This window comes from Flavobacterium cellulosilyticum (genome assembly GCF_004349355.1).
GTDB lineage: Bacteria > Bacteroidota > Bacteroidia > Flavobacteriales > Flavobacteriaceae > Flavobacterium > Flavobacterium cellulosilyticum.
On the sequence record NZ_SMFK01000014.1, the window covers coordinates 67,687 to 84,134 of the forward strand.

Below are 16,448 nucleotides of genomic sequence, written 5' to 3' on the forward strand. Positions count from 1 at the left end.
CATTTAAAATTATGAATATTATTTCCATAACTAAAAACTCAAAAACTTAAATAAATGATTAAACTAAAAATTATTCTATCATTGGTTATCGTTATGGCTATAGTTTCATGCACCTCTTATTTTTCGAAAATAAACGGAAGTAGTGATAGCGATTGGCAAACCCTTTTTAATGGCAAAAATCTGGATGGGTGGATTGTTAAAATCAACCACCATGAAGTTGGTGATAATTATGCCAATACCTTTAGGGTAAAGGACGGAAAAATTCAAGTGAATTATGATGATTATGGTAAATTCAATGAGAGCTATGGACATTTATACTTTCACGAACCATTTTCTTCTTATCACCTAAAATTCGAATACCGTTTTACTGATCAATGGCTCAAAGATGCTCCTTGGTATACCTATAGGAACAGTGGTGTAATGTTTCATTCCCAAGATCCAAAGACCATTTTGAAGGATCAGGATTGGCCAATTTCTGTTGAATACCAAATACTCGCTGAGGAAAAAGCCGGAACTCCCCGACCAACAGCTAATGTTTGTTCTCCAGGAACGGAAATATTTTATAATAATGTAATGGAACCCCAACATTGTGTAAATTCTTCTTCTAAAACTTATAAATGGGACAAATGGGTAAGCGGAGAATTAATTGTTTACAAGGATTCGCTAGTCATTCATGTGGTAGAAGGTGATACTGTATTGCAATATACCAAACCACAAATTGGGGGCGAAGTAGTTACTGGTTTCGATCCTGCCATTAAAATTGATAGAAAGCCGCTTACACTTGGTTATATTGCGCTGCAGGCAGAAGGCCAGGGGATCGAATTTAAGAACATAAAAATTAAAAAGTTAAAGTAATCATCTAGATTGCATCATCCACCTATATTTTAAAAACAATAAAATAAGTTCCCATTCATGCCCTAAATAATTAATTTCAGTCAATTATATCTATTTTTAAATTTTGGTTATCTATGTTTAGAATAATTTATTAAAAAAAGTGTTTTTTTGAAGCATAAAATAGTAAAGAGACGACTAAATCAATGTTTGGATAAATTTGGCCAAAGAAAATCGTGATACCATGGATTTGCATCAATTAAAAAATAATTATCAATTACTTAAATATAAATAATATGCGATACTCACTATTTCTTTTTTTCTTAGTAATGACGAATTTTACCATCCAAGCGCAAGATAAGTGGACAAAGTTGTTAGACAAAGACCTATCTTATTGGGATTCATATCTGAGTTTTAAACATCAACCCGGATACGATGGTAAAGCGCCTACAGACAAGGACGGAAACCTGATTGCTCCAATTGGTTTCAATCATGATGAATACAAAGTTTTCACAGTAATAAAAGAAAATAACGAGCTCGTTTTAAAAATTAGTGGCGAAATCTACGGATGTATTTTTACCAAAGAAGAATATGCTAATTATCACCTCAAATTAAAGGTTAAATGGGGTGATAAGAAATGGACTCCCAGAACGAATTTGTTGAAAGATACAGGTATATTATATCATTCTATAGAGCCTTTAGGTGCTGAATATTGGAGAACATGGATGCTTTCACAAGAATTTCAGATTATGCAAGGTCATATGGGTGATTATTGGAATCAGGCTACTTCTGCCATTGACATAAAAGCATTTATTCCCGAATCAATGATGAATCCTGTGGCGGATAAAGGACAAGCTTTTATTTCTCTGGGTCAGGGTGAAAAAATACCCGGTTATTGCATGCGAAGCGCAAATTATGAGAATAAAGAAGGAGAATGGAACACACTGGAATTGATTTGTTTTGATAATAAAAGTTTACACATTGTAAATGGTCATGTGGTAATGATTTTGGAAAATTCAAGGTACGAACAGAATGGGAAAAAAACTCCGCTTATAAAAGGAAAAATTCAGCTACAAAGTGAAGCTGCCGAGGTGTTTTTTAAAGATATTGAAATAAAGCATTTGGAATCACTTCCAGCAAAATATTTTCAATACTATGCTCAAACTGAGAGCAAAAAACAACAATAATAGCGAACTATACTATTTTATACTATTAATGAAAACACATATGAACAGATCGGTTACCCTTTTTACAGGTCAATGGGCGGATATACCTTTTGAAACTGTATGTCAGAAAGCCAAATCTTTTGGTTATGACGGCTTGGAACTCGCTTGTTGGGGAGATCATTTCGAAGTCGACAAAGCGGACGACGCTTATTGTGAGAATAAAAGAAAAATTCTTGATCTTTACGGTCTTACCGTGCATGCTATTTCTAATCATTTGGTAGGACAAGCTGTTACTGATCGGATTGATCAACGTCATAAAAGTATTTTACCTGCTTATGTTTGGGGCGATGGCGAACCGGAAGGTGTACGTCAACGGGCTGCACAGGAAATGATCCGTACAGCAGAAGCAGCTAAACGACTTGGAGTGAATATCGTAAACGGTTTTACCGGAAGTCCTATTTGGCATTTGATTTATTCTTTTCCACCTGTTACTCAGGCCATGGTTGACGAAGGTTATTCTGATTTTGCAACCCGTTGGATTCCGATTCTTGATCATTATCAGAAACTGGGAATACGTTTTGCTCTCGAGGTTCATCCGACAGAAATTGCTTTTGATATCGCTTCCACTCGCAGAACGCTTGAAGCTATTGATCATCATTCTGCATTCGGGTTCAACTTTGATCCTTCCCATTTAGGTTATCAGGGAGTAGATTATATTGGATTTCTCTATGCTTTTGCCAAAAAGATTTTCCATGTACACATGAAAGATGTAGCTTGGTCGAAAGTACCCACAGAGGCTGGAGTATTTGGCGGACATACCGAATTCGGAACCCTTGGACGTAACTGGGATTTCAGAAGTCTGGGACATGGTGATATAAATTTTGAAGAAATTATCAGGGCATTAAACAGAATTGGTTACAAAGGACCTTTATCGGTGGAATGGGAAGACGGCGGCATGGATCGTGAACATGGAGCAAAAGAGGCTTGTGAGTTTGTGCGCCGGATTGATTTTCCATCTTCCAATATCGCCTTTGATGCCGCTTTTGAAAAATAATTTCAAAAAGTATTCAAACAGTAACGTTAAGTAATAAAATTCACACGTATGAAATCGCCATGATTCCAAATTACAAACAGAAAGGAAGAATGGAGATACCATATTCCTATAAAAAATAAATATTATATAATGATGAAAAAAATGACGGCAATTGTTGCACTTATGGCGGTTTTTACCTTGGCTATTTGTTTTATAATTTTGGGTTCTGTATCGGTCGAATTAATGGCAGCATTGAAAATTGATGCTGGACAATTCGGTTCACTGGTCATGGGTTTATTTTTGACGAGTTGTATTGTTCAGTTTCTTATTGGTCCGTTGGTAGATAAATACGGTTATAAATCGTTGGCGGTTTTTGGATTTAGTGTAACAGCTTTGAGCATGTTTCTATTGGCTTTTGCTACCACATTTTCGGTAGCTTTTATGGCGTGTATCCTTTTAGGATTTGGTGGTATGTCGTTAAATACGGTAGGAAATACGCTTATCCCGGTAGTCCTTTTCGATGGAAAAGATCCTGCCCGTGCCAGTAACTTTGGTAATGGCTTCTTCGGTTTAGGGTATGTTCTTACGCCTCTTCTCATAGTTTTTATACTTCAAACAGAGGGGTTAAACTATACCACGGCTTTAATCATTATTGGCGTTTTATCACTTGTCTTTTTGGTATTTGCACTCTCGACGAGCTTTCCACAAGTTCCGAGCGGTTTTACATACTCAAAAGCATTCAAGGTACTTTTTAAACCGGCAGTTTTGTTAGCAGCCTTTGCCTTATTCTGTTATATGTCGTTGGAAATATCTATGGGTACCTGGATTAAAAAGTTGATGGAAGAACTTTTCGGAGGTAGTGAGAATATAAACGCTACCATCCAGGCAGGATTAGTTTTGAGTTTATTTGGAGGATCAATGATGATAGGTCGCTTTCTGACTTCGACCATCAAAAACCTTACAGCCATAGGATCGAGAGTGATCATTTTTTCTTCAGTATTGGCTTTAGTTTCAATATTTTTAATGATTGTAGCTAAAGGCCCCGTACTTGGAATCATTGCTGTTTTGCTTGCAGGAATAGCATTTGCTCCTATTTTTCCTACTATCGTGGGGGTCACTTTTTCCAAGTTTGATCCAAGTTTGTATGGCAGTATTTTCGGTATTATTTTCTCGGCCGGATTATTGGGAGGAACATTGATACCAAAGTTTATAGGTGATTTAAGTGTAGGATCAACTGTCCAACAAAGTTTACCGATAGCTGGAATTATGGCAGGCATGCTATTGGTTATTTCGTTATTTATCGGTCGTGTAGGCAAACTGAAAGTTAAATAGAATCAGAGGTTCATTAATGTAAAATCATTAAAAACTAAAATTTAGATGAGAAAATTAAAACTCGGAATGATAGGTGGTGGCACTGGTGCTTTCATAGGTGATGCCCATCGACGTGCTTCCCGTATTTGTAATGATTTTGAATTAGTGGGCGGGGTTTTTGCTGTTGATTATGAAAAAAGCAAACAATTTGCATTGAACGAAGGACTGAGTCTTAGTCGTTGCTACGAAAGTATTGATGCATTAATTACAGGTGAATTAGTATTGCCTGTTGAAAACCGAATCGAGATAGTGTCAATAGTTACTCCGAATGCTTTTCATTATCCTTTTGCAAAAAGTCTTTTGAGTGCGGGTTTTCATGTAGTATGTGAAAAGCCTATGACAATTACTGTTGAGCAAGCAGAAGAACTTGAGGAGTTGGTGGCATCAAACAAGTTGACATTTGCACTCACACATACTTATACTGGTTATCCAATGATCCGCCAGATGAAAGGTTTGATTGAACAAGGTGCTCTTGGCACTATTCAGCGGGTCGATGCAAAATACTATCAAGGCTGGATTAACTCCATCATTCATGAAACTGAAAGCCAGATAACGGGAGTGTGGAGACTTGATCCCAAATATACTGGAGTGAGCAGTTGTATGGCAGATATCGGAGTACATGCTTTTAATTTGATTGAATATACTACAGGATTGAAGGTGAAAGAAGTGCTTTCAGATTTGAGTCCCGTAAAGGAAGGTATTCGATTGGATTTGGATGGAACGGTATTAATTCGTTTAGGCGAAAATCTAAAAGGGGTTATTCGAGCTAGTCAAGTGTGTGCTGGTGAAGAAAATAACCTTACAATAGCCGTTTATGGTTCAAAGGCGAGCCTTAAATGGTCGCAGGAAAATCCGAATTACCTTTATTTATTGAGCGATACCGAACCTACAAAGATTTATAAGCCTGCGCACAGTTATAACAATCCATCTGCCGAAGACAGTCACAGCTTACCAGCGGGTCATCCCGAAGGCTTGTATGAAGCTTTAGCAAATATTTACAAGGGTGTAGCCAAATCAGTACGGGGTGAAACATTCAGATACGGAGAATTTCCGACCGTTCATGACGGTGTCAGAGGAATGAGGTTTATTTATGCCGTTGTGGAGTCTAATGAAAAAGGAAATAGTTGGGTTCAGATTTAGACGTTCCATTTTTTTTTAATACATAGGAGGGTTTAAGATTTGAAAAGAAATAAAAATTATAACTCTCAAAAAATAATCGTTAAGCACTGCCTGATAAACCATTGTTTTTAAACCAATTTTTGAAATTTTAAAGACTAAATAAAAGTAATTTACTAGTAACCATCATTAAGTTAATATGCGAGCTTGATTTAAAAAAAAATCAAAATTGAACTTATCTTATTATTTTAAACAACAAATATTTTATGAAAAAGATTTTATTGATTTTATGTTCTGTTTTCTTGAGTTTCGGTACGCTAAGTGCACAAAAACCTGAAATGAATGTATTGGTATTTACCAAAACGGTTGGCTTTTATCATGCTTCCAAACCGAATGCTATAAAGGCATTATATGAAATTGGTCATGATCATAAATGGCAAATTACCTTTACTGAAGATTCTACGTTGTTCTCGGATAAGGAATTGAGTAAATACAATGTGGTTGTATTTTTGTTAACTACAGGAAATAATTTGCTGAGTGATACAGAAAAACTTGCATTACAAAAGTATGTTGAAGGCGGAGGCGGTTTTGTCGGTGCTCATGCGGCGACCGATACAGAATACAAATGGCCTTGGTACGAAAAATTGGTAGGAGCTCATTTTCTTGGACATCCGCCTGTACACGAAGGAACGTTAATTATAGAAGACAGAAATCATCCGGCAACAGAGTGTTTTGGTGCCGACACTATAAAATGGACTGACGAATTTTATAGTTTTGACAGAAATCCTAGAAAAAATAGTAATATGAAAGTGTTGGTTTCTATCGATGAAAAATCGTATAATATAGACGAAAACCTCTGGTTCAAAGCCGTGAATATAGTGATGGGAGACCATCCGTTGGTTTGGTGTCAAAATATTGGTTGCGGACGAAGTTTTCTTACAGCTCTTGGTCATACAGCTGAGTTGTACGATAATGAAAAGTTCCGGAAACATTTAACTGGTGCTTTACTTTGGGCTGCTGGAAAAGAAAAATAGGTTGATTTGGCAAATGAAAAGCTAAATTTACAGCATACATGTATAACTTAAATCTAAGAACCATTTCATGAAATCTAAATCTATTTGCATCCTTTTGCTTTTTATTTGTATCATTCCTGTTTTTGGGCAAGTACAAAAAGACACTACCGCTCTTTCTACGATTATTCTTCAAGGTTCACCCATTAAAGTATCTATTCAAAACACTAGCGCTTCCGTTTCGGTTATTGGAATCAAGGATTTGGAGAAAACAGATGGCGTGATACTCACTTCTGTTTTAAATAAAATACCGGGTCTTTATATGCAGCAAGGAGCACTAAACACCAATCGAATTACCATTCGGGGAATTGGCGCAAGAACACAGTATGGAACCAGTAAAATAAAGGCTTATTTTGAAAATATTCCATTAACCAGTGGAGAAGGCGAAACGGTTATTGAAGATATAGATATTGCAACCATTGGAAGGATAGAAATTATTAAGGGGCCAAATTCTACCAGCTTCGGATCGGGTTTGGGAGGTGTAATTCATCTCACGGCAAGAACAACTCCTTTTGATGATTCGTTTGGAAAAACAACTACTACTTACGGAAGTTTTGGTTTGTTAAAACAAAGTATTGCTGCAGGATTAAGCAATTCAAAATCAAATTTATTTACCAACTACACCAACCTACAAACAGATGGTTTTAGATCGAATAGTGGGTATGACAGAAAATCATTTAACTTAAATGGAAAGCAAGAAATAAGTTCAAACGGGAGCTTGTCTTTTTTAGGAGTTTTTACTCGTCTAAAGGCCTTTATTCCAAGTTCGATAAGTGAAAAAAATTTTATAAACAATCCCGAAAAAGCGGCTCCCACCTGGGAAGCGGCAAAAGGATATGAATCTTATGATAAATTGATTTTAGGAATTGGTTACAATCACAAATTATCTAAAAAATGGACGTTTGATGCAAGTGCTTTTTCGAATTTTAAAAAAGGAAATGAAGCAAGGCCTTTTAATATTTTAAATGACAAAACCTCTTCTTTTGGGTTTCGAACTTCTCTAAATTATAAAGATCTTTTATTTTTACAACCATTTGAGATAAGTCTTGGGTCAGAGCATATGTTTGATAAATATTCGTATTCCCTTTTCGGAAATTTATATCTTTCACATCCAGGACAAGGCAGCATTACTGGCGCTGAATTCAGTAGCATTGGTGAAAACAGGAATTATTCTAATTATTATTTACAAGCAGAATTGCAACTAATAACCAACCTTTATCTAGAAACTGGGATTGCAATAAATACCACCAAATATTCATTAGAAGACCTTTTTCAACAGAGCAATTCAAGCCAAAGATCACACTATACTTTTGGAAAAATTTTATCACCTCGATTGGGTTTATCTTATAAATTATCACAAGGAAAAAATATATATGCATCTGTAAGTAAAGGTTTCGCCATACCTACAATCGCAGAATCTCTAAATCCAGATGGAACTATCAATACCAGTCTAAAACCAGAAATGGGCTGGAATTACGAATTGGGTTTCAAAGGAAATTGGCTAGACACCAAATTACGTACTGAACTTACCTTTTTTAGCACCCAAATTACAAACCAATTAGTTGCCAGACGTACCGCAGATGATCAGTATGTAGGAATTAATGCAGGAGAAAGTTCCCATAAAGGTGTGGAGATAATGATAAATTATACTCTTATTGAAAAATCAAATTGGCAAATAGACTCTTATTTTTCAGGAGCATTTAATAATTTTAAGTTTATTAATTTTATAGATTCAGGTTCTGATTATTCTGGTAATTCAATTACGGGAGTTCCTAATTCTCAATGGAATTTAGGGATTGATTTGAATACAAAAATGGGGTTTCGCCTCAATACCTCTTATAGAAACTGGAGTAGAATTCCAATGAATGATCAAAACACAAAATACAGTGATGCGTATCGCTTACTGGATTTTAAAATTGCATACGCATTTAATATCCTTAAAGTTATAAAAGCCGAACTTTCCTCTGGAATTAATAATGCTTTAAACGAACATTATGCAGCAAGTATTTTGCCAAATGCTGTAGGTTTTGGATCAGCTGCTCCAAGGTATTATTACCCTGGAAACCCAAGAAACTATTATGTAGGGTTTGCTGTATCCTATCATTTTTTATAATAATATAGTCTTTATTTACAATTTCGTTATATTTGTATTATCGGAATATTTACAATGTGAATACTGTAAAAATATCAGACTAATTATTGACAATTCTTTTTTACCTTATCTTTTTAAAATAAATATTTTACAGCAAAATTTTATAGTTTATACAAAGAACAAATAAAATCAAGATATTGAAAACATCTTTTAAATTAAAAATTAAGATTTTAGTTGTTAGCTTTATAATATTTGTCTCCTGTAACAATAAAGATGAATCGAGACCATTATTTAGTAAAACAACTAAATTTCACGAAGTACTACCTAAAGGCTATAATGATGATAAATCAATTTTCAACTCTTTAAAGCCTTTAGAAGTAGACTATTCCTCAGAACAATTAGACAATACTAAAGGACTTTCTAATAGTTCTGTTAATTCCCTTTTCCAAGATTCTGAAAATTTACTTTGGATAGGAACTTGGGATGGACTAAACCGATATGATGGGAATAGTTTTAAAATTTTCAGGCCGGAGTTAGATAATGAAAATAGCTTAAGCAATCAGGTAATTCTGAAAATAGATGAAGATAATACTGGGAATATCTGGCTATTGACTATTCATGGAATTAATAAATATGATAAAAAAACAGACACTTTCAAGCGTTTTTATTTTACTAGAGAAAATAAACCACCCTTATCAGAATCAGAATTTAACTTGGCATTAGATGCATCTAAAAATGTTTATTGTGCTGTGAAGGAATGGGGTGTTGGTTATTTTGACGGTAATGATTTTCAAAAAATGAAAATCAAAAAATTTCCAAAAAGGGCAGTTAAAAAAATGGAATTCACTTTAACGGGTGAATTATTGGTATTATTTGAAAACAATGAACTTTATGCATTGACATTTGAAACCCAGAAAAATGGTAAAAAAAACATCTCAAAAGTGAATTTGATTTCTAATGAAATCAAAACATTCGAGGTAATGTCGAATGCTAAAGTTTGTATTGTTTCTAAGAAAGGAAATACTTTTTTTTATTCATTAAAAGATCAAATAAGTCTCGTTCTCCCCAATAAAATTATTGGGAATATCATTGGAAATATTCCTGATGGATTGGTTCTTTCAAGCAAAGCTGGATATTCAATTATAGATAATAACGGAAATACTATTATTAAACCTTGGATAAATTATCTTAAAAATCAAAAGATAACTACTTTAATTCAAGGAAATGAACATATTATTTGGACTGGAACTGATGGAGATGGAGTTTTTAAAATGTTTCCTCTAAAAAAATCTTTTAATTTAATTTCAAAGGCTCAAATTCCAGAACTGGATGGTGGAATTGTAAGAGCTTTTTTGGAAATAGATGAGAATTCTATTTGGGTTGGAACAAAAGGAAAAGGTTTGTTTCGTTTTTCTTCTAATTTTTATAAGGATATTGAAAAACCTTTAAAATATACTAATTACAACGAAGGAAATAGTGCTATAAATAATGCCGTATTTTCATTATGCAAAGGGAAAGAGGATCTTATTTTTATAGGAAGCGATGGAAATGGAATTAATGTTTTTGATTTAAAAAAATCAAAAATGATCAATTGGTCGGATATAATAGGGATTGAAAAATGCGAATATTTTAAGTCTACTTACGCTATATATCAAGATGATGAAGGGTATATTTGGTTAGGAACTAATGGTTATGGAATGATTCGTTTTAAAATTGAGAAATCAGGTGAAAAACTCAAAGTTACCGAGTTCAAGAAATATTTGGCCAATACGAATGGTGACAAATCATTAAGTAGTAATATTATTTTTGCTATAGTTCCAAAAAATAAAAATCAACTTTGGATAGGAACCCGATTGGGCGGATTGAATCTTTTTGATAAAAAAACAGAGGTTTTTCGTACCTATAAAAACCGAAGTAATGATTCACACAGTTTATCCAATAATGATATCTTGTGTCTTCAAACGGATGTCAAAAACAGACTTTGGATCGGAACCAGTTTTGGTTTGAATTTATTACAAAGCATTACTACAGATGGAAATGCAATTTTTAAAAACTATACTGTAAAAGAGGGTCTCCCAAATAATACAATTCACGGAATAATTTCAGATAAAAAAGCCAATCTCTGGATTAGCACGAACTTCGGGCTTTCTAATTTTATTCTTAACGAATCAAAATTTATAAATTATACCCAAAATGAAGGACTTCAGAACAATGAATTTGCCGATGGTGCTTTTTACCAAAGTATAAAATCGGATTATATATTTATGGGAGGGATTAAAGGATTTAATTATTTTTTACCTCAAAAAATAAAAGAGTCTTCTATTGTTCCTGATATTCTTATCAATAAAATAAGTGGTCAAAATCAAGCAATTCCTTATTATCAAGGATTAGTAATATCTCCAAATTCAAATACGCATCCTTCTATAGTATTGAAATACAATCAAAACTTTTTTGATATTGAATTAGCTGCTTTGACATTCACTAATAGCGAAAAATGTAAATACGCCTATCTCCTGATGAATTTTGATAAGAATTGGAATTTCATCAATAATAGAAGAATAATTTCCTTTACAAATGTACCGCAAGGAAACTATTCGTTATGGATAAAATGGTCCAATAGCGATGGAGTATGGAGTAAACCGGTTCATGCCATAGATATCAGGATTAAACCTGTATTTTGGCAATCTACTGTTGCGATTATTATTTATGCAGTTTTATTGGTGCTTTTTATACTATTTGTTTGGAGTTATTATAATAAACGTCAATCATTGAGTCAGAACATTTTTTTTAGAAAACGAGAAGAGGAACTTCATGAAAACAGACTTACTTTTTTTACTGATATTGCCCATGAGTTTCAAACTCCTTTAACCTTGATTGTTGGTCCGATTCAAAAATTAACTGAAGCAACAAATCTCGATAAAAGAAATCAGAAATACATTCATATGATTCAGCGCAACTCATCAAGGTTGTTATTTTTAACACAACAATTACTCGAATTTAGAAAAGCGGAATATGATTATTTAGAAGTAACTGTAAGGGAATTTGATTTAGTCAACTTGGTAGAACAAATTGCGGAATTATTCGATGAATGGGCATTGGATAAAAATATTGACTATCATCTTGACATACCTTCTGAATTAACAGGTTGGTTTGACAAAGATAAAATCGAAAAAATAGTGTTTAACCTGATGTCAAATGCTTTTAAATACACTCCTGAAAACGGGAAAATTAATCTTAAATTTTGCATTCAGGACGAAAACCCCAAAAAATTAAACATTACGATTACAAACACGGGAAAAGGAATTCCAAAGGAAAAAATGGATTCCTTATTTGATCGTTTCTTCTTATCAGAATCGAATAGATCAACGGATAAGGATTTGTTTAGAACGGGAATTGGATTGGCCTATATAAAAAAAATAGTAACCGTGTTGCGAGGTGAGATTCTGGTTTCCAGTATCCCGAATAAAACGACCACCTTTACTATTCTATTGTCTTGTAGTAAAGAAGCATTTAATGAAAAAGAATTAGATATAAAGGAAAGTCCCATCTTGATTTCACAACATTTAAAAAACATTCTGGAAGAAATTCCAACTAATTTAGATGAAACACCAACTAAAATCACATCCATTGATACACTTGAAGATAACCGTAAAACAATATTAATTGTTGAAGATGAAAAGGAAATTCATGTGTTTCTTAATGAATTACTTGGGGAGAAATATAAAATTATTACAGCCTATAATGGAGTAGAAGCAATGCAAACTCTTGAAAAGGGAATCCCCGATATTATCGTAAGTGATGTAATGATGCCTTTGATGGATGGAGTGGAGTTGTGCGCAAAAATTAAAAGAAACATCAAAACTTGCCATATTCCATTTATAATGCTTACTGCAAAAGATTCAATTTTACATCGAATTGAAGGTATAGAAAGTGGCGCAAATTCGTATATTCCGAAGCCGTTTCACCCAGATCACTTATTAGTAAGAATTCAAAAACTTATTGAAGAAAAAGAACTTATATTCAAACATTTTACTCAAGACACTCTCATCGAAAATCTGTCTACTTTGCCCATAGAAAATGCAGAAAAGGATTTTATAAAAAAGGTAATTGAAATAATACGAAATAACATTGACAGCGAAAATCTTCAAAGTTTATTAATTGAAAAAGAATTGGGGATAAGTAATTCGCAATTATATCGAAAAATCAAAGAAATATTTGGACTTACTCCTGTTGATTTAATTAGAACTATACGATTAAAACATGCTGCCGTACTTTTGCGTAAAAATGTATCGACTGTATCTGAGGTATGTTACCAAGCGGGATTTAATAACCGTTCCTATTTCTACAGGGAATTTAATAAAATGTATAAAATTACTCCAAAAAATTATCAACTCAAATATCTTTCAAAGAGTTGAATGTTTTAAACTTCTGTAATTCATTAATTTAAATTTCAGTGTACACTTTTGATGAAATAGTGTACACCTAAATTTTATGTTTCATATAACTTTACAGAGCTAGACCTTCCATTTGTAATTACAGATTATTTAATGAATATGGACATAAAAAACAACCAAAAAAAATTAAGTAAAATGATTGAATTTTCAAGTAAGTTTTGGAATTACGGAAAATTATTTTCTTATTTCCTATTCACTTTTCAACATTGCTTATCAGCTAATGTTTACGAAAAAACCACGACCCTTAATTTAATAAATGACATTGAACTTTCTTTATCAGAAAGAATAAGTCAACAAGTAAATGTAAAGGGCAACATCACTGATGAATCGGGTTTACCTTTAATTGGAGTGAATATCCATGTTTTAGGAACAAACAAAGGAATTCAGTCTGATTTGGACGGAAATTATGAATTTGTAAATGTAGATTCAAATGCGATACTTGAATTTAGCTATTCAGGATATTTAAGTCAAAAAATAGCACTTGATGGAAAAACCAATTTAAATGTTGTACTTAAGATTAGTCAAACTAAGTTAGACGAAGTTGTTATTGTAGGATATAGTACACAAAAGAAAAAAGATCTTACCGGCGCGATATCAACAGTAAATATTGATGATTTGAGTAAATCTGTTTCGCCTTTTGCTTCTCAATCTTTGCAGGGTTTAGTATCGGGAGTAAGGGTGACTTCAAATACTGGAGCACCGGGTGAAGGAGCACAAATTAGAATTAGAGGTGTTGGATCTTTGAGTGGTAACAATGCCCCTTTATATATTGTTGATGGAATTCCTACTAATAATGGAATGGATAATATATCCTCTTCGGATATTGAAAGTATTTCCGTGTTGAAGGATGCAGCTTCCACAGCAATTTACGGTTCTAGGGCAGGAAATGGAGTTGTACTTATTACGACTAAGAAAGGTACAAAAGGACAAGATGTTAAAATTACTTTCAACTCTAGTTTAGGTGTCCAATCTCAAGGAAAGCTGACCGAAATGACAAATAAAGATCAGTATGTAACAATTTATAATGAGGCTGCCGATAATGATAATGCTTTTCTTTCTCCTGATCAATCCTTTTTGATAAGAAAGAAAATTACTCCAGAATATGCGACTTCCTTACCAAACATAAATCATTTGGAGTCTATTTTTAGACAAGCACTTTTGCAACAATATCACTTGGGTATTAGCTGGGGTACAGAAAAGACTACTTATAATTTTTCTGGTGGCTATTTCGACCAAGAAGGAATTTTATTAGGAAGTTCTTATAATAAGGCTAATGCCAAAATGAGCATGAATACAGAAGTAAAAAGTTGGCTTAATGTGGGTTTAAACTTAAATGTATACAGTGATGAAAACAATATTGTAGGTAGTTCTGGTGATGGACTTGGAGGAAATGGAGGGAGTGCCATTAGATATGCGTTTTTTAGAACTCCAGCTATTCCAATATATGACTCGGAAGGCAACTTTGTAGATAAACCAGAAAGACCAGATTTTTTCGGAGATGGTTATAATCCAGTAGGTGTTTTAAAAAACACAGATAATGTTAGAAGAAACAACGGACTTTTTGGAGATGTAAATTTCAAGTTTAATTTGTCAGATGATTTCTTTGTAGTGTCTACTTTAGGATTAGATAAATCAAGTTTCAAACAAAGAAGATTTAATAAAAATTGGGGGGATCAAAATAGAATTAATAATCCAAACTCACTTACAATTAGTTCAAATTTAGTTTCCAATTATACTGTTAGTAATGTATTGAATTATAAACACACCTTCAACGATATTCATAATTTTACAGTATTAATAGGAAATGAGAATATTGTTAATAATGAAGAATATTTTGAAGCGTCGGATAGAGATTTTGTGGATCAAAATCCATTATTATTAACTTTAGGTAATGGCAAAGGACTTGATAATTCAAATGAATCATCTAGCAAGTCAGTATTAAAGTCTTATTTTGGGAAAGCGAATTACAATTATGATTCCCGATATTTTGTTTCTGGTGTGTTGCGTCGAGATGGATCGTCCCGATTTTCAGAAGGCCATCAATGGGGAAATTTTTACTCTGCTTCATTAGGTTGGAGAATCGACAAGGATTTCCTGAAAGACAACACTTTAATTCAGAAATGGATGCTTAGAGCAGGATTTGGAGCAGTGGGAGACCAACAAATACCAAATTTCGCATACTCTTCTTTAGTAGGGAGAAATTATAATTATCCTTTTGGAGGCATTAGTCAACCAGGAAATGCAGTAGTTTCTTTAGGAAATGAATCGTTAACATGGGCAACAAGTAAGCAAGCAGATATTGGTACAGACATAAGTTTCTTTAATGGTCAACTTGAGTTTTCATTCGATTATTTTCATAAAAGTACCGAAGACATGCTGTTGCGAATCTCGATGCCATCTTCAAATGGATATGCAAGTGCTCCATTTTTCAATACTGGAAATGTATTGAACTCAGGCTATGAGTTTGATGTGACTTATCGAAAATATATTAACGATGATATTAGCTTCTCTATTAAAGCGAATGCTTCTTTTTTGAATAATGAAGTTACACAATTAGAAGCTCCCATTTTAGGAGGACGAATTGACAATAATGTATATGCAACCAAAACGGAAGTTGGATATCCAATTGGCTCCTTTTACCTGTATACACAGGAAGGTATTTTTCAAAATACTACTGATATATTAACAAGTGCATTTCAAGGGAATAATATTCATCCCGGTGACGTGAAATACAAGGATATTAATAGAGATGGAATCATTAATGAATTAGACAGATCACATGTTGGAAGTTCAATTCCTGATGCAACTTTTGGACTGAATACAGAGTTTAAATATAAAAATGTATCATTAGAGATTTTCTTTGCAGGAGCATACGGAAATAAAATTTACAATCAAATAAACACAGATATTGAAGGTTTTTATAGACCATTTAATGTTACTCAAAGGTATTATGATGAAAGATGGACAGGTGAAGGCACGAGTAATACACAGCCTAGAGCATCTTGGTCAGCTAAATCTAACAATACAAAGCCTTCAACGCGATTTTTAGAAAATGGTTCCTATGTTCGTTTGAAAAATGTACAGCTAGGATATGATTTCAATAAAGCAATTATTCAGCCTCTTAACATAAATAAATTAAGAATTTATATCTCAGCTTCAAACTTATTTACATTAACTAAATATTCCGGATTAGATCCGGAGTTTTCGACTAATGACAATTCTAAATCAGAAGGAGATTTAGCTGCCGGAATAGATTTTGGGACTTATCCTAATTCAACTGTAATCCTTTGTGGTTTACAATTAACATTTTAAGAT

General features: G+C 33.4%; 9 protein-coding genes. All 9 read left to right on the top strand.

The features are described from left to right. Positions 1-54 precede the first annotated feature (54 nt). The 9 genes from E0F76_RS15875 (at position 55) to E0F76_RS15915 (ending at position 16,445) form a co-directional block, all read left to right on the top strand. Positions 55-855 (top strand): 3-keto-disaccharide hydrolase, encoded by an 801-nt coding sequence (locus E0F76_RS15875; protein ID WP_132008356.1) that lies wholly within the window; start codon positions 55-57, stop codon positions 853-855. Between the two features lie 272 nt (positions 856-1,127). Next, positions 1,128-2,018, top strand: a complete 891-nt coding sequence (locus E0F76_RS15880; RefSeq protein WP_132008359.1) for a 3-keto-disaccharide hydrolase — start codon at positions 1,128-1,130, stop codon at positions 2,016-2,018. 28 nt (positions 2,019-2,046) lie between these two features. Beyond that, the gene (locus tag E0F76_RS15885) at positions 2,047-3,051 is read left to right on the top strand and encodes a sugar phosphate isomerase/epimerase family protein (RefSeq protein ID WP_220398937.1); all 1,005 of its coding nucleotides are present in this window, start codon (positions 2,047-2,049) and stop codon (positions 3,049-3,051) included. 129 nt (positions 3,052-3,180) lie between these two features. After that, a complete protein-coding gene (locus E0F76_RS15890) occupies positions 3,181-4,362 on the top strand; it encodes an MFS transporter (protein WP_132008361.1) in 1,182 nt (393 codons plus the stop codon). Positions 4,363-4,428: 66 nt separating this feature from the next. After that, on the top strand, positions 4,429-5,541 hold the full coding sequence (locus E0F76_RS15895; protein ID WP_246022087.1) for a Gfo/Idh/MocA family protein: 1,113 nt from the start codon (positions 4,429-4,431) through the stop codon (positions 5,539-5,541). Positions 5,542-5,783: 242 nt separating this feature from the next. Then, positions 5,784-6,551 carry a ThuA domain-containing protein gene (locus tag E0F76_RS15900; RefSeq protein ID WP_132008367.1) on the top strand — a complete coding sequence of 256 codons (768 nt, stop codon included), beginning with the start codon at positions 5,784-5,786 and terminating at the stop codon, positions 6,549-6,551. A gap of 67 nt (positions 6,552-6,618) precedes the next feature. Then, complete coding sequence (locus tag E0F76_RS15905) at positions 6,619-8,700, top strand: TonB-dependent receptor family protein (RefSeq protein ID WP_132008370.1); 2,082 nt, start codon at positions 6,619-6,621, stop codon at positions 8,698-8,700. A gap of 176 nt (positions 8,701-8,876) precedes the next feature. After that, positions 8,877-13,094 (top strand): hybrid sensor histidine kinase/response regulator transcription factor, encoded by a 4,218-nt coding sequence (locus E0F76_RS15910; protein ID WP_246022088.1) that lies wholly within the window; start codon positions 8,877-8,879, stop codon positions 13,092-13,094. A 174-nt stretch (positions 13,095-13,268) separates the two neighbouring features. Continuing rightward, positions 13,269-16,445 carry a SusC/RagA family TonB-linked outer membrane protein gene (locus E0F76_RS15915; protein ID WP_165932726.1) on the top strand — a complete coding sequence of 1,059 codons (3,177 nt, stop codon included), beginning with the start codon at positions 13,269-13,271 and terminating at the stop codon, positions 16,443-16,445. The last annotated feature ends 3 nt before the right edge of the window (positions 16,446-16,448 follow it).

Excerpts from the sequence above, each read along its gene's own strand:
- E0F76_RS15880 (WP_132008359.1), top strand. The coding sequence starts at position 1,128 with ATGCGATACTCACTATTTCTTTTTTTCTTAGTAATGACGAATTTTACC.
- E0F76_RS15875 (WP_132008356.1), top strand. The coding sequence starts at position 55 with ATGATTAAACTAAAAATTATTCTATCATTGGTTATCGTTATGGCTATA.
- E0F76_RS15905 (WP_132008370.1), top strand. The coding sequence starts at position 6,619 with ATGAAATCTAAATCTATTTGCATCCTTTTGCTTTTTATTTGTATCATT.
- E0F76_RS15895 (WP_246022087.1), top strand. The coding sequence starts at position 4,429 with ATGATAGGTGGTGGCACTGGTGCTTTCATAGGTGATGCCCATCGACGT.
- E0F76_RS15890 (WP_132008361.1), top strand. The coding sequence starts at position 3,181 with ATGATGAAAAAAATGACGGCAATTGTTGCACTTATGGCGGTTTTTACC.
- E0F76_RS15915 (WP_165932726.1), top strand. The coding sequence starts at position 13,269 with ATGATTGAATTTTCAAGTAAGTTTTGGAATTACGGAAAATTATTTTCT.
- E0F76_RS15885 (WP_220398937.1), top strand. The coding sequence starts at position 2,047 with ATGAAAACACATATGAACAGATCGGTTACCCTTTTTACAGGTCAATGG.
- E0F76_RS15900 (WP_132008367.1), top strand. The coding sequence starts at position 5,784 with ATGAAAAAGATTTTATTGATTTTATGTTCTGTTTTCTTGAGTTTCGGT.